Here is an 18,421-nt window from a genome sequence, read left to right as displayed (position 1 = left end):
AAACCCACCTTACGTCACAGTGCTGCCACCATATCGCTGATCACACCGTCCAGATAGGCATCAAACCCCGCATCGGGCTGGCGCAGGGGAAATACCTCGGCAAAGGGGTCGGGCGCAGTGATCGCGCTGCCGGACATCTGTTGCAGCACCGCATGGCCGCAGAACGGCACATAGGTTTCCGAATAGCCGCCTTCATGCACCATCAGCAGTTTGCCGCCGCAGATATCGCGGGCCAGGTCCATCACCTGCCGTGTCATCTGTGCGAATGTATCGGCGGTGGCCAGCATCCGGCCCAGCGGATCATTCGCCGCCGCGTCATACCCGCAGGCGATGATCAGCACGTCAGGCGCAAAGGCGCGGATCGCGGGCAGGGCGATCCTGCCCATCGCCGCCAGATACCCCTTGTGGCCGGTGCCGGGGGGCAGGGGAATGTTCAGGTTGCACCCTACACCAGCACCCGTGCCACGGTCGGCAAAGGCGCCAGTGTCCATGGGATAGTTCCGGTCTTGGTGGATCGACACGGTCAGCACATCGGCGCGGTCGTAGAACACTGCCTCGGTCCCGTTGCCATGATGCACATCCCAGTCCAGCACCGCAAAACGCTGTGCCAGACCTGCGGCGCGCGCCGCCTCGATTGCGATGCCGATGTTGTTAAGAAGGCAAAACCCGTTGGGGAAATCCGGCAGGCAGTGGTGCCCGGGCGGGCGCGACAGCGCATAAGCATTGTCCAGATCACCGCGCAGCACCGCCGCCAGCGCGGTTTTGGCCAGGCCTGCCGATAGCGCCGCCAGTTCGTATCCGCCGGGGCCAAAGGGCGTCCGCCGGCCCAGTTCGCCGCCGCCTGCATCTGACAGAGCCTTGAATTCATCCAGATAATGCACCGGATGCACCCGCAGCAGATCGGCACGGCTGGCCGAATCGGCACCGCGCAAGTCCAGATCGCGGGTCAGGCGGGTGACTTCGATCAGGTTTTTCAGCCGCCGCTTGGTTTCGGGGCTTTCGGGCAGCCCACCGTCCAGCGGCTGCACCAACCCGCCCACGGGCAACATGCCGGCATAATTCCCGCCGCCATGCCAGAAACACCGTTCGTCCCAGAAAAACCCTGTTGGCATATCTGTCCCCTCTTGCCTGTGTTTGACGCATCTTTGTCGCACCAGCCCCCTGATGCAAGAACCGTTGACGCCGCCCTGCGCAACGGGCAAATCCGACCTATGGTTGATTTGAAACATCTTGCCGTGCCGGGCAGCCAGTTTGCCGTGCGCGTCACCCCCAAGGCCGCGCGGGCCGACGTTTTGCTGCGCGACGGGCAGATTCGGGTCAATGTCACTGTGGTGCCCGAAGATGGCAAGGCGAACGCCGCGGTTCTTGTGCTGCTGTCCAAGGCGCTGGGCGTGCCAAAATCCCGCCTGACGGTCATGCGCGGGCACACCAGCCGCGACAAGGTGATCGCTGTCACCTAGGGCTTGCGCAAACGGTAAATGCCTTCGGGCAGGTCAAGCGCGGCCTGAAGATCGCGCAATTGCGTCAGCGACAGGGTGATCTGCACCGTCTGATCGCTGCGCGGATCGACTTGCACGACGGTAATGCAATCGTCAAAGGCATTGATGACCACATCCTCTTGCAAGGGCGCGGGGCCTTCATCCACCAAGGTGATGACTGTGGCGTCATAATCGTGTTCGATGGTAAACATATTTTGTAACCTAACGGGCCATGTCAGGGTTGCAAGGGGGATGGCATTGGATCATCTTTCCAAGCCTGAAAACCGGAGGTTTCAATGCGTTTCATCGTGCTTGCCCTGTGCCTGCTTGCCGCCGCTTGTACCGTGCCTGAGGAAACTGCGCCCCCACCGCCTGCGCAGTTTGCACCCGAACCGCAGGTTTCCACGGGCAGGGCGATGGACAACTTTGTGCAGGTTGTCGCCACGGTCGCACCCGTCGCCGAGAGATTTTGCCGCCAGCGCGCGGTTGATCAGAACTGCGACTTCCAGATCGTCGTGGATACGCGCCCGGAATTGGGCGCAAACGCCTATCAGACGCTGGACCGGCAAGGGCGTCCGGTTATCGGCTTTACCCCGGCGTTGATCGCTGAAACCCGCAACCGCGACGAATTGGCATTCGTTCTGGCGCATGAAGCGGCCCACCATATCCGGGGTCATATCGGACGCACGCAACGCAATGCGACCGTTGGCGCGTTGGTTTTCGGGGAACTGGCCGGGGCAATGGGTATCAGTGATGCTGCCGTCATCCAGTCTGCCCAGCAGATGGGGGCGAATGTCGCTGCGCGCAGCTATTCCAAGGAATTTGAGCTTGAGGCCGACGCGTTGGGCACGCAGATCACAGCCGCCGCGGGCTATGATCCGTTGCAAGGGGCTGCGTTCTTTTTTCGCATCCCCGATCCGGGCGACCGGTTTCTGGGAACACATCCGGCCAATGCCGACAGGCTGCGCACGGTTCAGCGTGTGGCGGCGGGGTTATGACAGGCCTGTGGTTTGGCGTTTGCACCGGTTACCACGCGGATCGCGGGGCGATTATACCGCGCTAACAATGGCCAAAGTGATCGCGGCGAAAAAACAGCCCGAAGCCGCTACCACAAACCCATGCCAGATTGCCGTCGAAAACCGCAGCCTTTCGGACGCATAAAACGGCACCCCGCCTGTATAAAGCAGCCCACCCACAGCGATCAGCGCCATCGCGATGCCCGGAACCAGCGGCCACAACGACCAGATCAGCGCAACGCTCAACCATCCCATGACCAGATAAAGCGTTGGCCCAAAGCGCCCGGGCGCACGCCAGAAAAACAGTTTGAGCACCATGCCAATCACTGCCAGTGCCCAGACGATCCCAAGAATGACATAGGCAAATCCATTGCCGATCATCACCACAAGCGGTGTATAGGTGCCAGCAATCTTCAGATAGATGGCTGCATGATCAAAACGGCGCAAGACCGGCCGGATACCATGCCAAGGGGTCATATGATACATGGCAGAGGCCACAAAGGTCGCAATCAGCGTCGCCCCATAGACCGAAACCGCAACCATCTGCCCAGTGCTGCCCAAATCTGCCGCCCAGATCATCAGCACGATGGCCCCGCTGACTGCGCCAATCACACCAACCGCATGCATGGCACCATCGGCAATCCGTTCAGATAAGACATGCGTTGGATAGGTCATTTTTGTCTCCTGGCTTTAAATGTAGTCAGGCAGCGGCTTTGGTCAATCCTTCCCCAAGGTCAGCCGGATCGCCTGACCGCCCTGGCCGCAGTTGTCAATTTGATCCAGCGCAAAGACCGGATTTTGCCCCTTTGCTAGACGATTCCCAACAGATTGGAGGATCGTTATGCAGACCCTTGGTGATATGCGCGCCCATTTCATGCGCGTCTTGAAAATGTCCAAAGCCAACGGGGTTGATCTTTCGACCGCGCTGGACGAAGGCCAGATTGATACGGATGACTTTGCCGATATGGTGACGGCCTGCCGTGGTTGCGCGCAGGTTGGTCAATGCGACCGTCTGCTGGCAACCATGCTGGCCCTGCCGCAGGCGCCGGATTATTGCGAAAACCGCAAGGAATTTGCCCAACTGCGCCGCGTGCAGGTGACCTGAGGGCAGGGTTTTCAAGTCGCGATCTGTCCTGTCGGCATGCCAGTTCGCCCTTTGGGCACCGGCGGTGCCGGACTGACTGCATTTCAATAGATGAGCGCGTGTCGGGATTTGATCGTATCAAGATCTGTCAGAAACGGTGCCCCACAGGTCATATTCCCCCGCTTCCTCTACCACAACCTGCACGATATCCCCCACGGCCAGCGCCTCTGTCCCTTCATCAATAAACAGGTTTCCGTCGATCTCGGGGGCGTCGGCCCATGTGCGGCAGGTCGCGATGCCGTCTTCGTCGATGTCGTCCACGATGACCTCCAGCCGCTTGCCGACTTTTGCCTCCAGCTTGGCGGCAGAAATGGCTTGAGCCTTGGCCATGAACCGGTCCCAGCGGTCTTGTTTCACATCGTCCGGCACATGGTCGGGCAGGGCGTTTGACCGCGCGCCAGCCACGTTTTCGTATTGAAAACACCCCACACGATCCAGTTGCGCGGCATCAAGCCAATCCAGCAGATGCTGGAACTCTGCCTCTGTCTCGCCGGGGTAGCCGACGATAAAGGTGCTGCGCAGGGTGATATCGGGGCAAATGGCGCGCCACGCGGCGATTTCATCCAGCGTTTTCGCCCCCGCAGCAGGCCGCGCCATGCGACGCAGCACATCAGGGTGGGAATGCTGGAACGGAATGTCCAGATAAGGCAGCACGCCAGTGACGGGATCCGCCATCAGCGGGATCAGGTCGCGCACATGCGGATAGGGATAGACGTAATGCAGCCGCACCCAAGCGCCCAAACGCCCCAATTCGCGGGTCAGATCGGTGATATGGCTGCGCACAGCGCCATCTTTCCACGGGTTTACGTCATATTTACGGTCCAGCCCATAGGCTGAGGTATCTTGCGAAATCACAAGAAGCTCTTTCACACCCGCCTCTACCAGTTTTTCCGCCTCTCGCAGCACCGCATGGGCCGGGCGGCTGACCAGACGCCCGCGCATATCGGGGATGATGCAGAATTTGCACTTGTGATTGCAGCCTTCGGAAATCTTCAGATAGCTGTAATGCCGTGGTGTCAGGCTGACGCCAGTGGCGGGCAGAAGATCGACAAACGGGTCGGGGTTGGGCGGCACCGCGCCATGCACGGCATCCAGCACTTGTTCGTATTGATGCGGGCCGGTCACAGCCAGAATTTGCGGGTGGTGTTCGCGGATATAGTCGGGTTCGGCCCCCAGACAGCCGGTGACGATGACGCGACCGTTTTCGGCCAATGCCTCGCCGATGGCATCAAGGCTTTCGGCCTTGGCGCTGTCCAGAAACCCGCAGGTGTTGACGATCACGGCATCAGCGCCGGCGTAATCGGGGGAAATGGCATAGCCCTCGGCGCGCAGCCGCGTCAGGATGCGTTCGCTGTCCACCAGCGCCTTGGGGCAGCCCAAGCTGACCATGCCGATGGTCGGCTGGCCTGCGCGGCGGGCGTCGGTGACTTGCGTGCGGGCGTCTTGCGGGATGCGCGCATTCGCCAGATCGGGGCGGAGTGATGGCGGGTTCTGTGTCATTGGCCGCCTCTAGCGTGGGTTGCGGATGTTGGGAATGGGGCGATCAGCGGGGCGCGCGCCGCGTGACACGCATCGGTGTGCATGTCGGGCGGGGCTTGCCCCGCCGCACGCGTTGCATCAGCGGCGGCGGTCCCGCCGCGACGACATCGGCTGGAACGCCACCCCGACATGCGCCTCGCAATAAGGTTTGCCCTGTTGCACACCCAACCCGCAGAACCAGAAATCTTCCGTCGCCGGATCGCCTACGGGCCATTTGCAAGTTTTTTCGGTCAGTTCCATCAGCGTCAGCCGCTTGGCCTTTTTTTCGATTTCATTGACCTTGGCCAAAGCCTCTGGGCTGATTTCATTGGCTGATGGCTGTGGTGGCAAAGGCTGGCCCGCCGGAATGATCGCCCGCCGCGCGGCAGAAATTGGTATACCGTTTTCGTCCAGTTCTTCTTTTTCGACGACAGCGGGCACCTGTGCCGGTTTTACCTTGGTCGCGGGCTTTGGTGCGGGCTTGGCGGCGGCGACCGGTTTTTCCTTGGCGGCTGTTTTCGGGGCCGGGGCTGCGCTGGCGGTCGTGCCGGCACGGTTCGACAGGCCCAGCCGGTGCACCTTGCCGATCACGGCGTTCCGGGTCACGCCGCCCAATTCCTTTGCGATCTGGCTGGCCGACTGGCCTTCGCCCCACATCTTTTTGAGCGTCTCGACGCGCTCGTCTGTCCAGGACATATTTATTCCTTTGGTTCGGGAAAGCGGCAAAGCACTACACATCTGCCCGCGTGTCATCTATCAGCCTTCTATTCTAAGCACCACGATCACGGAAGTGAAGCACCAAGGCGTGCATTAAAAACGAGGGATGAGATGACGGATCAAACAATGATGGGTGTGCGCCGGTTTGGGCTTGTCAATTGGCTGGGGACCTGGACGCTTGCGAAACGCGAAATTCAGCGGTTCATGAACGTCTGGGCACAGACGGTCATGGCGCCCCTGATCAACGCAGGCTTGTTCCTGATGATCTTTACCATCGCCATCGGCCCGCAGCGTGGTGACGTGATGGGCGTGCCTTTCATGACTTTCCTCGCCCCCGGTATTTTGACGATGACCGTGATCCAGAACGCCTTTGCCAATACGTCATCCAGTCTTGCATCGGCCAAGGTGCAGGGCAATATCGTCGATACGCTGATGCCACCCCTGTCGGGGGCCGAATTGGTTGTCGGCTATATCAGCGGGGCGATTGCGCGGGGGTTTTTGGTTGCAGTGGTCATTGCTGCGGGGGCCGCGCTGTTTCTGGATGTCGGAATGCGCAACCCGGTCTGGGTGATGACATTTGTCTTTCTGGGGTCGGTCCTGATGGGTGGGCTTGGTCTGATCGCAGGTATTTATGCAAATAAATTTGACCAGTTGGCGGCCATTTCAAATTTTCTGGTGACGCCTCTCGCGTTCTTGTCGGGGACATTCTATTCCATCGACGCCTTGCCGGGTTTCTTGCAGACGCTCAGCCATGTGAACCCGTTTTTTTACATCATTGACGGGGTGCGCTATGGCATGATCGGCGTCAGTGACAGCAGCCCTTGGGTCGGGTTGGGTGTTGTCGGGCTGGCTTGCACGGTTGTTCTGGGCATTTGCTGGCAGTGGATGCACCGCGGGTATCGGCTGAAAGGCTAGGCGCCCCCGGCGCGATTGCTGCGCCAAAGCATCTGTGCGGGCTGGGCGTTCGGGTTTGAAATTGCTTGTTTCATCTTCCATGAAACGCCGCTATGACCGCGCCATGATGATCCAGGTGACACAAGCCAACCGACGCCGACGCTGACCGCGCCGCCCTTTTGCCTGCCAGTCATAAGCCCCCAAAAACGTTGACACCTGGCCTGTGGTCCTGCACCAATCAGGTCTGTATTCAAGGATGATCGTGATGATCCCATCTATTTTGCCGACCTATAACCGCGCACCTATGACCTTTGTTTCCGGCGACGGGTCATGGCTGACTGAAGCAGATGGGCGGCGGTTTCTGGATCTTGGCGCGGGTATTGCTGTTAATGCGCTGGGCCATGCGCACCCTGCACTGGTGGCGGCGCTGACCACGCAGGCGCAGGCGCTGTGGCATACGTCGAACCTGTATCATATTCCTGCCCAGCAAAAACTGGCCGATGCGCTGGTTGCCCATACCTTTGCAGATACGGTGTTTTTCACCAATTCCGGCACCGAGGCCTGTGAACTGGCCGTCAAGATGGTGCGCAAATACTGGTATGACAAAGGCCAAGACCGGACCGAGATCATTACCTTTTCAGGGTCGTTCCATGGCCGGTCCGCGGCTGGCATTGCGGCGGCGGGTTCGGAAAAGATGACCAAAGGCTTTGGCCCCTTGCTGCCCGGCTTTACCCATCTTGAATTTGGCGATCATGATGCGCTGAACGCTGCGGTGACGGACCAGACGGCGGCGGTGCTGATCGAACCGGTGCAGGGCGAAGGCGGCATTCGCCCGGTGCCGGATCAGTGCCTGAAGGGCCTGCGTGCGCTGTGCGACCAGCATGGTGTGTTGCTGATCCTTGACGAGGTGCAGTGCGGCATGGGGCGCACGGGCAAGCTTTTTGCGCATGAATGGGCCGGGATTACGCCCGATATCATGATGGTGGCCAAGGGCATCGGCGGCGGGTTCCCGCTGGGCGCTGTGCTGGCGACCCAAAACGCCGCATCAGGCATGACAGCGGGCACGCATGGGTCCACCTATGGGGGCAATCCGCTGGCCTGCGCCGTCGGCGCCAAAGTAATGGAGATCATCGCAGATGACGCATTTCTGGCCGATGTGAACCGCAAGGCGGGGCATCTGCGGCAAAAACTGGAAGGTCTGGTCGCGGCTTTTCCCGATATCTTTGAAAAGGTGCGCGGCAGTGGTCTGATGCTTGGGCTGAAATGCAAGGTGGCAAACACCGATGTCGTGCAAGCCGGGTATCAGGCGCTGGTGCTGACTGTGCCTGCAGCCGACAATGTGATCCGGCTTTTGCCCCCGCTCACGATTTCCGAAGATGAGATCGACACGGCAATTGCCCGGTTGGGCACTGCGGCACGTCAGCTTCGTGGGGACAATGCGTAACGTCCCCTTTCCCCGCCCGCGACGGCAGGCCGGTTCAGGTCATGCCCTAAAATGAAAAGTTCCCGGCCAAATTTTTCGGCCCAAGAAAAGCGAAGTAAATGACACATTTTCTCGATATTCATTCGACGCCGACAGATGACTTGCACGCTATCATTGCCGATGCGCGCGCAATGAAAAATGCCCGTGCCGGTCTGCCCAAAGGCACGCCTGACGCCGAACAGCCACTGGCCGGTCATATGGTGGCGCTGATTTTTGAAAAACCATCGACGCGCACGCGGGTGTCCTTTGATGTGGGTGTGCGCCAGATGGGTGGGCAAACCATGGTGCTGTCAGGGGCTGATATGCAGCTTGGTCACGGCGAAACCATTGCCGATACCGCGCGTGTGCTGTCGCGCTATGTCGATCTGATCATGATCCGCACGTTCGAGGAACAAACCCTGCTTGATATGGCGGAATACGCCAGTGTGCCGGTCATTAACGGGCTGACCAACCGCACGCATCCTTGCCAGATCATGGCCGACATCATGACGTTTGAAGAACACAACGGCCCGATCAAGGGCAAAAAGGTCGTCTGGTCAGGCGATGGGAACAACGTCTTTGCCAGCTTTGCCCATGCCGCCAAGCAGTTTGATTTTGATCTGGTGTTCACCGGCCCGCCGCCGCTTGACCCCGAACCGGCGCTGGCAGGGCTTTATACAACTGTGCGCGACCCGAACGAGGCCGTGAAGGGCGCTGACCTTGTGGTGACGGATACGTGGGTGTCAATGCATGACCCGCAATCGGCGCGCGAACGGCGGCACAACCAGTTGCGCGGCTATCAGGTGAATGATGCGCTGATGGCCAAAGCGAAACCAAATGCCCTGTTCATGCATTGCCTGCCTGCCCACCGCGAAGACGAGGCGACAAGCAGCGTGATGGACGGCCCACATTCCGTGATTTTCGACGAAGCGGAAAACCGCCTGCACGCGCAAAAGGCGATCATGCGGTATTGTCTGGGGCGGTGATGTGCAAGACAGGCGTCAGCCCACAAAGGCCATGCGCAGCATCACGAAAATGAACCCCGACATCAGCGCGGCGGCGGGCACGGTGATGACCCATGCGGCGATAACGGTCAGGAAATGCGACCGGCGCACCAGTTTGCGGCGGCGGCGTTCCTCGGGGGCGATGCGTTTGGCCTCGGGGCGGTTGTTTGCCGACAGACGCGCGCGGCGCTCTGAATCCCATTCACGGAAAAAGCCCACACCGAATACCCCGCCGACAGCGATGTGGGTCGATGACACCGGCAGGCCCAGCGCACTGGCGACGATTACGGTAATTGCTGCTGACAAGGCCACGCAATAGGCGCGCATCGGGTTCAGCTTGGTGATCTGGCTGCCCACCATGCGGATTAGTTTCGGCCCGAACAGCACCAGCCCGAAAGAAATGCCAAAGGCGCCTGTCACCATGACCCAAGTGGGAATATCCACCTGACCTGCAAAGGTGCCAAAACTTTCTGCATGCACGATTGCCGCCAGCGGCCCCACCGCATTGGCCACATCATTGGCGCCATGGGCGAATGACAACAGCGCAGCCGACAGGATCAGCGGGATATTGAACAGCACCTTCAATGACTTGTTGCGGTTTTCCAACCCTTCCGATTGCCGCCAGACCAGCGGGCGGACGATGGTCAGCGTGACCAGTCCCACGCCAAGCCCGACGAGGCAAGCGGCGCCAAAGCTGATGTTGACGATCCGCGACAGACCCTTCATCGCCAGATAGGTCGCGAAAACCCCGCTCATGATGCCGATCAGTGTGGGCACCCAGCGGCGGGCTGCGGCGATCTTGTCATCACGGTAGATGATCATGATCTTGATAAAGGCAAGAAAACCCGACGCGATCAGCCCGCCCAGAACGGGCGAAATCACCCAACTGGCGGCGATGGCCCCCATCGTTGGCCAACTGACGGCAGCAAACCCGGCTGCGGCGATGCCCGCGCCCATCACGCCGCCGACAACCGAATGGGTGGTGGAAACCGGGGCCCCAACCCATGTTGCCATATTGACCCACAAGGCTGATGAAATCAGCGCCGCCATCATGGCCCAGATGAACACTTCGCTGCTGGCAACGCTGTCAGGGTCGATAATGCCCTTGGAAATGGTCGAAACCACATCACCACCAGCAAGCAGCGCGCCCGCGCTTTCGAATACGGCCGCAATGACGATTGCGCCGCCCATGGTCAGCGCATTGGCCCCCACGGCAGGCCCCATATTGTTGGCAACGTCATTGGCGCCGATATTCACTGCCATATAGGCGCCAAAGGCCGCTGCCACGATCACGATATAGGAATACTGGTCGCCGCCGAAAAACAACGTGCTGGCAAAGGCCGCCACAGCAATGAACACAAGCGCGATGCCAAACCCGACAAGGGGCTGTGCCACGTAATGCGTTGCATATTCAACTGCACCGATCCGGCCAAGGTCGCGGTCAAGCTGTTTCCATCGATGTGTTGGCTTGCTGTCTGGCATTACCATGGTTCCCGATATTGCTGGATGGCACGCCTAGCGGGTCAACCGCCGCAACACAACATGGCTATTCAGAATGATCTGCCGCGAATTGTGAAAGCAACTGTTTCAGACCGTCTTCATCGACCATGTTCAGGGCATCTGCAATGGACACCCAGGCGCGATCGCGGCGGTCATCTTCGGGGTAAGTGTCGGCCATGGATGTCACGCACATTGGATAAACACGGATTTCACAAGGGACAACAGCCCCGTTGTCAAAGCGTTTTTCTGTCAGGTAATTGGCAAAGGCGGCGTCACCAACTGTATTGGACTTTGCGCCGGCCTCTTCCCAGGCTTCCTGTTTGGCGGCTTCTGCGGCTGTCAGCCCGTCGATGGGCCAACCCTTGGGCAGGATCCAGCGCCCGCTGGAACTGGTAACAAGCAATACCTCTGGTCCGTCGGGGCCGTCGCGATGACACAGCGCCGCAACTTGCAACGCAGGGGGGCGCGAAATCAACGGGCGCAGTGCGCCCGTCCAAAAGGATTGAAGCATAGAAGTCATAACAGGCCTGATATTATTCTTGATTTATTACCGTGTTGATAACACAGGTTGAATTGCTTGGCAAATCAGCGGAATTGTTCCCGTGTCGTGACGCCCCTCAGGTGCCCCGCGGCTTGGCCCGCTGGGTCGGGTCTGCCTGTGTCGGGTCTTCGGGCCAGGGGTGACGGGGATAACGCCCGCGCATATCGCGGCGCACATCATCATAAGATGTGGCCCAGAACCCCACGATATCCTGCGTGGTTTGCACCGGTTTCTGCCCCGGCGATAACAGCGTGATCCGCAGTGGCGTGCGGCCCACGATGGGGTGCATCGTGACCCCGAACATTTCCTGCAAACGCAGGGTGATTTCAGGCGCTTCGCCTTTGTAATCAATAGGAATTTTCCGCCCCAGCGGGGTTTCGAAATGCGCCGGTGCCGCGCGGTCCAGCCGCTGTGTCTGGTCCCAGTCCAGCATCGCGCGCAGGGCGGGCAGCAGATCGAACCGTTTCCAGTCATCGGCACTGCGCACACTCGACAAATGCGGCAGCAACCAGTCTTCGGCAGTATCCAGCAGCGTGGCGTCATCCATCGCGGGTAGATCATCAACCAAGGCGACCCGCGCGCGGAACCTGTCGGTCGCCGCGGACGGGCGCAGCCCCAACTGCCGCACCCCATCCAGCATGGCACGGGCAACCGCGTCATCAGGTGCGTCTGACCACACCCGGTCATCCAGCACCAGCGCGCCGAATTTTTCCTGCCGCCGGGTCAGCACACGGCCTTCGCGGCGCGACCATGTGCAGACATCGTGCCATACGATCTGGTCGGCAAAGGTGTCGCGCAGTTCTGCCTCGCTGATGGCCACGGCCTGCCGGATGCGTGCCTCGCGGGTGTCGCCATCCAGATCGGTGGCCACGATCAACCGCTGGCCCGCCAGCGGGTCGCCCGCATTCATCACAGCGCCCTTGCCCCCCGAAAGGACATAGCGTGGATCATCGCCCTTGCGGCGCAGCCCGACCCTGTCGGGGTAAGCCAACGCCACCTGTTGCGCCAACGGCATCGGTGGCACCTTGGGCAGCCCCTTGGACAGGCGCGGGATTTCCGCCTTGATCTGCGCCAGCGCGGCGGGGTTGACCGTGCCCGGTCCGTCATAACGCCCGCGCAGCGCTGCCATCCGCAGGTGCAGGTCCGCAGGTGCGCCGCGCAGCGGGTCGCGCGCCGCCAGCAGTGCCGCCAGCGGCGCCGCTTGCGCGCCTGCGGTTTGCATCATGTGCCCAAGCCGCGGATGCAGCGGCAAGGCGGCCAATGCGCGCCCGTGTGCGGTGATGCGCAGATCGGCATCCAGCGCGCCCAGGCCTTGCAACAGCGCGCGCGCCTCGGCCAAGGCACCCGGCGGTGGCGGCGTCAGAAAGGCCAGATCGTCACTGCCCCAGACGGCCAGTTCCAGCGCAAGGTTCGCCAGATCGGCGGCTTCGATCTCGGCGGGGGCAAAGGCGGGCAGGGCGCCATCCTCGCCCTTGGTCCACAGCTTGTAGGCATCGCCGGGGGCAACGCGGCCCGCGCGGCCCGCGCGCTGCGTTGCCTCGGCGCGGCTGACCCGTTCGGTGACCAGCCGCGGCATGCCTGATGCAGGATCAAACCGCGCACGGCGCGCACGGCCCGCATCGATGACAACGCGGATATCTTCAATCGTCAGCGATGTTTCTGCGATGGATGTGGACAGCACGATCTTGCGGCCTGTCGTCACCGGCGCAATCGCGGCGCGCTGGTCCTTGAACGGCAGCGCGCCATAAAGCGGGCGAATGTCGCAACCTGCGGGCAGGCGGCCTGCCAGCGCGGATTGCACGCGGCGGATTTCGCCTTCGCCGGGCAGAAAGACCAGCACGCCGCCTGTTGTCTGGCTGACGGCATCGGCCACCAGATCGGCGCAGGCCTGTTCCAACCGGATGCCCTTTGGCACGGCACGGTCCAGAAAATGCGTGGCAACGGGATAGCTGCGCCCTTGGGATGTGATGACCGGCGCGTCATCCAGCAGGGCTGCGACAGGGGCTGCATCCAGCGTAGCGGACATGACCAACACCACCAGATCAGGGCGCAAAACGCCGCGCAATTCCCACACCAGCGCCAGCCCCAGATCGGCATTCAGGGACCGTTCGTGGAATTCATCGAATATCACGGCACCAATGCCGGTCAGGTCCGGGTCGGATTGGATCATGCGGGTCAGGATGCCTTCGGTCACAACCTCGATTCGGGTGCCGGGGGTGCTGTCGCCGCGCATCCGGTAGCCGACGGTTTTGCCCGGCACCTCGCCCAGCCCTTCGGCCAGCCGGGTTGCGGCGGCGCGGGCGGCAAGGCGGCGGGGTTCCAGCATGATGATCTTGCCCGTTGTCAGCCCCGCCACCAGCATCGCCAGCGGCACGCGCGTGGTCTTGCCCGCACCCGGGGGTGCTTGCAATACCGCGCGGCCTTCGCGGCGCAGGGCGGCGATCAGTTCGGGCAGGATGGGATCAATGGGCAGGCTGTGCATGGCGGGGATGTGGCCCCTGAAACAGAGGTGGGTCAAGACCCACCCCGCCAAAAACAAAAAACCCGGTCGCAAGTTGCAACCGGGTTTCGAACTTTCCGAAAAAACAATCGATTTACGCGACGGTTGCCTTAGCAATCTCTTTCTTGACCTTCAGCGCATCGGCTGACAGTTCGGTGTCTTTGGCCTTGGCCATAAACGCATCCAGACCACCACGGTGATCGACGGTGCGCAGCGCAGCGTTCGAAATCTTGAACTTGAACGACCGGCCCAGCACGTCGGACTGAAGCGTCACGTCCTGCAGGTTGGGCAGGAACCGGCGGCGGGTGCGGTTCTTGGCGTGGCTTACGTTGTTGCCCGACATCGGGCCTTTTCCGGTCAAATCGCAACGGCGCGACATGGGCGTTTTCCTTGTCTTGTGGATATCGCCGACCAAAACGGGTGGGACATCGCGTGAAACGGGTTGGACCCCCCTAGCGGCAGGGTCGTTTATAAGGTCAGCGCCAGATATGAGGATTCCGCCCGCCCGTCAACCCGCTATGCCCGGCCCGTAGAAATTATCGTGGCCCTTTGCCCAAAGCATCCAGCACCAAAGCCGCGCCTGCGGCGGGGGCCAGCGTGCCGGCGCGCACGTCGTCCTCGGTGGCGCGCATCCGGGCGGCGGTTTCGACATCGTTGCGCAAGAACTGCAACATGCCCTGCCGGACTTCCTCTTGAAACCAATAGATCGCCTGCGCCTGGCGTGTCTGGTCCCAGACGCCGGCTGCGCGGCGCCAGTCGATCAATGCCTGCATCTCTGCCCATGCTGCCGCCAGGCCCGCGTTTTCCAGCGCAGAGACGGTCAGCGCCTTGGGAAAACCGGGCGGGTCTTGCGGGCGTTTGCGCAACAGGCGCAGTGCGCCGGCATAATCCGCACAGGTGCGCATCGCCTGCGGTTTCAGATCACCATCGGCCTTGTTCACCAGAATCAGGTCAGCGATTTCCATGATGCCGCGCTTGACGCCCTGCAATTCATCCCCGCCAGCGGGGGCTAGCAGCAGCACAAACAGGTCAGACATCTGCGCCACCACCGTTTCGGATTGCCCCACGCCCACGGTTTCGATCAGCACCACATCGTATCCCGCCGCCTCGCACAGCGCCACGGCCTCGCGCGACCGGCGGGCCACGCCGCCCAGTTCGGTCTGGCTGGGGGATGGCCGGATAAAGGCGTTGGGATCGCGCGCCAGATGGTCCATCCGGGTCTTGTCACCCAAAATAGACCCGCCGGATCGGGCCGATGACGGATCAACCGCAAGCACGGCCACCCGCAAGCCCTGAGCGGTCAACATCAACCCGAAACTTTCAATAAAGGTGGATTTGCCCACGCCGGGCGTGCCGGACATGCCGATGCGCAAGGCTTCGCGGTCGGTGCCGATGGCAGACAGTAGCGCTAGCGCCTGTGTGCGATGATCTGCGCGCGCGCTTTCTACCAGCGTGATTGCGCGGGCCAGCGCACGGCGGTTGCCGGCACGAACATCGGCAGCAAGGGCGGAAATGTCGGTTTGTGGCTTCATACGAACCTTCTTATCGGGCGCGGGCGCGCTGTCCAGCCCGCGACAGCATTTCAGGGGTCTTTTGGCCTTGTTCCGATGGCGTTGTTGAGTTTTAATCGCAATTGCCATGCCCCGTTGCAAAGGACACCCGCGATGATCAAGGGTCACACCCCAGCGGTACGCCCAGCCACCTTGTGGCGCAGCTGATGCGCATTCTGTTTGTGTGTCTTGGTAATATTTGTCGATCACCCGCTGCCGAGGCGATCATGCGCGCGCTGGCCCCCGGTCTGACGCTGGACAGTGCGGGCACCGGAAACTGGCATGTTGGCGAACCGCCTTATGCCCCGATGCAGGCCGCGGCCGCCGCGCGTGGGTTGGACCTGAGCGGTTTGCGTGCGCGCCAGTTCACCGCCGCGGATTTCGACGCTTTTGACCTGATCGTCGCGATGGACCGGAAAAATCTGGCCGACATTGCCGCGCTGCGGCCCTTGGGCCACCCGACGCCACTGCGCACAATGGCGGCGCGGGATGTGCCAGATCCTTATTACACCCGCGATTTTGACGGCTGCCTTGATCTGTTGGAACGGGCTAACCGATCTTTGCTGGCTGACATATCTGGGTGGCAAGATCGGTGAACGCGCGGTAGCGGGTCCAAAATGCCCGGTCGCGCGCGTTGTCGGATTGTCGGGCATCCTGTGCCAGTTGCGGGTCTGCGAAAAACGCGACCGCGCGGGATTGTTCCCGGTTTGACAAGGTTTGATCTGCAACCTGCTGCACGCAAGTGCAAAGCGCCGGTGATGCGTCGCGGCGGCCTGAATCAACGCAGGCCTGGGCAATATCACCGGACACACGACCGCCACCGCCACAGGCGGCGGTGCTGGCCAAAGCACCAATCAATAGAATGTGACGCATCGCTGCCTCTGGATTGTTTCGGCACCCGTCTGCGCGGGCGTCCATCGCGTTACAATTGAGCAATAACTATGGCGGGCCTTGCCGCACAAAGCAATGCGGCATTCGCACAAAGACGGGTATTTGACTTCTGCGCAAGGCGGGCCGGCTCTGGTAAAAACGGGGCGTTTGTGGTTGCGGTTGCCTGCGCGCCTGTCCGGCGACTGCTGGCATCAGGGGGGCGGGCTACATGATGTCCGCCGCGCCGCGCATCCTGGTGGCTTTCCCACTGTGCAAACCCATTGACCAGCCATGAAAACACCTACATATGCGTGCTATGACAGAGCTTTCGCACATCCGCAATTTCTCCATCGTCGCGCACATCGACCATGGCAAATCCACGCTGGCCGACCGGCTGATCCAGTCCACCAATACGGTGGCCCTTCGTGATATGAAGGAACAGATGCTTGACGCCATGGATATTGAACGTGAACGCGGGATCACGATCAAGGCCAACACGGTTCGCATCGACTATACCGCCGACAACGGCGAAAAATACGTGCTGAACCTGATCGATACCCCCGGCCACGTCGATTTCGCCTATGAGGTGTCGCGGTCCATGCGCGCGGTTGAAGGGTCTCTTTTGGTTGTGGACAGCACCCAAGGGGTCGAGGCGCAGACGCTGGCCAATGTTTATCACGCGCTGGATGCCGACCACGAAATCGTGCCGGTGTTGAACAAGATCGACCTGCCCGCATCCGAATGCGATCAGGTCGCGGCCCAGATCGAGGATGTGATCGGCCTGGATGCATCCGAGGCGATCCGGGTCAGCGCCAAGACCGGCGTTGGCATTCACGAAACGCTAGAGGCGATTGTGCACCGCCTGCCTGCCCCCAAGGGCGACCGTGATGCGCCATTAAAGGCGATGTTGGTGGACAGCTGGTATGACAGCTATCTGGGCGTGATCGTGCTGGTGCGGATCATCGACGGCACGATGAAAAGAAATGACCGTGTGAAATTCATGTCGAACGGTACCGTCCACCAGATCGACAAGATTGGCGTGTTCCGCCCCAAGATGCAGGATGTGACAGAACTGGGGCCGGGCGAGATCGGATTTATCACAGCATCCATCAAACAGGTGCGCGATACCCGTGTCGGTGACACGATCACGAGCGAGAAAAAGGGCTGTGAGACCGCGCTGCCGGGCTTCAAACCCGCGCAGCCTGTGGTTTTTTGTGGGCTGTTCCCTGTGGACAGTTCCGAGTTCGAAGACCTGCGCGATGCCATTGAAAAACTGGCGCTGAATGACGCGAGCTTCAGTTTCGAGATGGAAACATCCGCCGCCCTTGGGTTCGGTTTCCGTTGCGGGTTTCTGGGGCTTTTGCACCTTGAGGTGATCCGCGACCGGATCGAACGCGAATATGACATCGACCTGATCACCACCGCGCCGTCGGTCGTCTATAACGTCTATATGCGCGACGGGACGATGCAGGAATTGCACAACCCCGCCGACATGCCCGACCTGACCCATGTGGACCATATCGAGGAACCGCGCATCAAGGCGACGATCCTTGTGCCCGATGACTATCTGGGTGACGTGCTGAAACTGTGCCAGGATCGGCGCGGCGTGCAACTGGACCTGACCTATGCCGGATCGCGCGCCATGGTGGTTTACGATCTGCCCTTGAACGAGGTGGTGTTCGATTTCTACGACCGCCTGAAATCGGTGACCAAGGGCTATGCGTCGTTCGACTATGTTCTGACGGGGTATCAGCAGGACAATCTGGTAAAAATGTCGGTGCTGGTGAACGACGAACCGGTTGATGCGCTGTCGATGATGGTCCACCGCGACCGGGCCGAGATGCGTGGCCGCGCGATGGTGGAAAAACTAAAGGATCTGATCCCCCGTCACATGTTCAAGATCCCGATTCAGGCGGCCATCGGCGGCAAGGTCATCGCCCGCGAAACCCTGTCGGCCCTGCGCAAGGACGTGACTGCAAAATGCTATGGCGGGGATGCGACGCGCAAACGCAAACTGCTGGACAAGCAAAAGGCGGGGAAGAAAAAGATGCGCCAGTTCGGGAAAGTTGATATCCCGCAAGAGGCGTTTATTTCGGCGCTGAAGATGGATAGCTAGGGGATCTTCCTGAGATATCACCAACGCCAAATCTTCGATTTGGCAGCGCCCGAACCGCCCCCCACGGGGCCGGCACTTCGCTTGCCGCCGCCTCGGTTCGGGTGCGACCTG

General features: G+C 60.9%; 18 protein-coding genes. 8 read left to right on the top strand and 10 right to left on the bottom strand.

All coding sequences use genetic code 11. The features are described from left to right. Nucleotides 1–14: 14 nt before the first annotated feature. Nucleotides 15–1,112: a class II histone deacetylase gene (locus tag IBX59_RS08125; RefSeq protein WP_296374290.1), complete on the bottom strand. Its 1,098-nt coding sequence runs from the start codon at nucleotides 1,110–1,112 to the stop codon at nucleotides 15–17. A gap of 99 nt (nucleotides 1,113–1,211) precedes the next feature. Between IBX59_RS08125 and IBX59_RS08120 the strand changes: the two genes are divergently transcribed. Beyond that, on the top strand, nucleotides 1,212–1,460 hold the full coding sequence (locus tag IBX59_RS08120) for a DUF167 domain-containing protein (RefSeq protein WP_296374288.1): 249 nt from the start codon (nucleotides 1,212–1,214) through the stop codon (nucleotides 1,458–1,460). Here IBX59_RS08120 and IBX59_RS08115 read toward each other — a convergent pair. Beyond that, entirely contained in the window at nucleotides 1,457–1,690 is a 234-nt protein-coding gene (locus IBX59_RS08115; protein WP_296374286.1) for a hypothetical protein, read from the bottom strand. The two genes, IBX59_RS08120 and IBX59_RS08115, sit on opposite strands and share 4 nt — an antisense overlap. 84 nt (nucleotides 1,691–1,774) lie before the next feature. On the opposite strand from IBX59_RS08115, the gene IBX59_RS08110 reads away from it, so the two are divergent. Then, nucleotides 1,775–2,476, top strand: a complete 702-nt coding sequence (locus IBX59_RS08110) for a M48 family metallopeptidase (protein WP_296374284.1) — start codon at nucleotides 1,775–1,777, stop codon at nucleotides 2,474–2,476. 51 nt (nucleotides 2,477–2,527) lie between these two features. On the opposite strand, the gene IBX59_RS08105 is transcribed toward IBX59_RS08110, so the two are convergent. After that, complete coding sequence (locus IBX59_RS08105; protein ID WP_296374282.1) at nucleotides 2,528–3,169, bottom strand: hemolysin III family protein; 642 nt, start codon at nucleotides 3,167–3,169, stop codon at nucleotides 2,528–2,530. Nucleotides 3,170–3,335: 166 nt separating this feature from the next. Here IBX59_RS08105 and IBX59_RS08100 point away from each other — a divergent pair, with 166 nt between their 5' ends. Continuing rightward, on the top strand, nucleotides 3,336–3,599 hold the full coding sequence (locus IBX59_RS08100; protein ID WP_296374281.1) for a DUF6455 family protein: 264 nt from the start codon (nucleotides 3,336–3,338) through the stop codon (nucleotides 3,597–3,599). Nucleotides 3,600–3,716: 117 nt separating this feature from the next. Here IBX59_RS08100 and rimO read toward each other — a convergent pair whose 3' ends face one another. Further along, nucleotides 3,717–5,138 (bottom strand): 30S ribosomal protein S12 methylthiotransferase RimO, encoded by a 1,422-nt coding sequence (rimO, locus tag IBX59_RS08095; RefSeq protein WP_296374278.1) that lies wholly within the window; start codon nucleotides 5,136–5,138, stop codon nucleotides 3,717–3,719. A 117-nt stretch (nucleotides 5,139–5,255) separates the two neighbouring features. Then, the gene (locus IBX59_RS08090) at nucleotides 5,256–5,852 is read right to left on the bottom strand and encodes a GcrA family cell cycle regulator (protein ID WP_296374276.1); all 597 of its coding nucleotides are present in this window, start codon (nucleotides 5,850–5,852) and stop codon (nucleotides 5,256–5,258) included. Between the two features lie 132 nt (nucleotides 5,853–5,984). Between IBX59_RS08090 and IBX59_RS08085 the strand changes: the two genes are divergently transcribed. From IBX59_RS08085 to argF, 3 genes are all read left to right on the top strand, one after another. Then, entirely contained in the window at nucleotides 5,985–6,788 is an 804-nt protein-coding gene (locus IBX59_RS08085) for an ABC transporter permease (RefSeq protein WP_296374275.1), read from the top strand. A gap of 244 nt (nucleotides 6,789–7,032) precedes the next feature. Further along, nucleotides 7,033–8,211, top strand: a complete 1,179-nt coding sequence (locus IBX59_RS08080) for an aspartate aminotransferase family protein (RefSeq protein ID WP_296374273.1) — start codon at nucleotides 7,033–7,035, stop codon at nucleotides 8,209–8,211. A 98-nt stretch (nucleotides 8,212–8,309) separates the two neighbouring features. Beyond that, nucleotides 8,310–9,215: an ornithine carbamoyltransferase gene (gene argF / locus IBX59_RS08075; protein ID WP_296374271.1), complete on the top strand. Its 906-nt coding sequence runs from the start codon at nucleotides 8,310–8,312 to the stop codon at nucleotides 9,213–9,215. Nucleotides 9,216–9,230: 15 nt separating this feature from the next. Here the strand turns inward: argF and IBX59_RS08070 are convergent, their stop codons facing one another. From IBX59_RS08070 to meaB, 5 genes are all read right to left on the bottom strand, one after another. Then, nucleotides 9,231–10,715 carry an inorganic phosphate transporter gene (locus IBX59_RS08070; RefSeq protein WP_296374269.1) on the bottom strand — a complete coding sequence of 495 codons (1,485 nt, stop codon included), beginning with the start codon at nucleotides 10,713–10,715 and terminating at the stop codon, nucleotides 9,231–9,233. A 64-nt stretch (nucleotides 10,716–10,779) separates the two neighbouring features. Next, nucleotides 10,780–11,244 carry an NUDIX hydrolase gene (locus IBX59_RS08065; protein ID WP_296374267.1) on the bottom strand — a complete coding sequence of 155 codons (465 nt, stop codon included), beginning with the start codon at nucleotides 11,242–11,244 and terminating at the stop codon, nucleotides 10,780–10,782. Nucleotides 11,245–11,350: 106 nt separating this feature from the next. After that, nucleotides 11,351–13,756, bottom strand: coding sequence for an ATP-dependent helicase HrpB (gene hrpB / locus IBX59_RS08060; RefSeq protein ID WP_296374265.1), 2,406 nt, complete (start codon nucleotides 13,754–13,756; stop codon nucleotides 11,351–11,353). Nucleotides 13,757–13,868: 112 nt separating this feature from the next. Continuing rightward, nucleotides 13,869–14,153, bottom strand: a complete 285-nt coding sequence (gene rpmB, locus IBX59_RS08055) for a 50S ribosomal protein L28 (RefSeq protein WP_296374262.1) — start codon at nucleotides 14,151–14,153, stop codon at nucleotides 13,869–13,871. Between the two features lie 157 nt (nucleotides 14,154–14,310). Beyond that, nucleotides 14,311–15,306 carry a methylmalonyl Co-A mutase-associated GTPase MeaB gene (meaB, locus tag IBX59_RS08050; protein ID WP_296374260.1) on the bottom strand — a complete coding sequence of 332 codons (996 nt, stop codon included), beginning with the start codon at nucleotides 15,304–15,306 and terminating at the stop codon, nucleotides 14,311–14,313. A 185-nt stretch (nucleotides 15,307–15,491) separates the two neighbouring features. On the opposite strand from meaB, the gene IBX59_RS08045 reads away from it, so the two are divergent. Continuing rightward, nucleotides 15,492–15,920: a low molecular weight protein-tyrosine-phosphatase gene (locus IBX59_RS08045; RefSeq protein WP_296374258.1), complete on the top strand. Its 429-nt coding sequence runs from the start codon at nucleotides 15,492–15,494 to the stop codon at nucleotides 15,918–15,920. A gap of 590 nt (nucleotides 15,921–16,510) precedes the next feature. Beyond that, nucleotides 16,511–18,310, top strand: a complete 1,800-nt coding sequence (gene lepA / locus IBX59_RS08040; protein WP_296374314.1) for a translation elongation factor 4 — start codon at nucleotides 16,511–16,513, stop codon at nucleotides 18,308–18,310. Nucleotides 18,311–18,421: the final 111 nt, after the last annotated feature.

Source organism: Yoonia sp., assembly GCF_014859355.1.
Lineage (GTDB): Bacteria > Pseudomonadota > Alphaproteobacteria > Rhodobacterales > Rhodobacteraceae > Yoonia.
The sequence above is the reverse complement of the archived record's forward strand: the minus strand, read 5'-3'. Positions and strand labels throughout refer to the sequence as shown.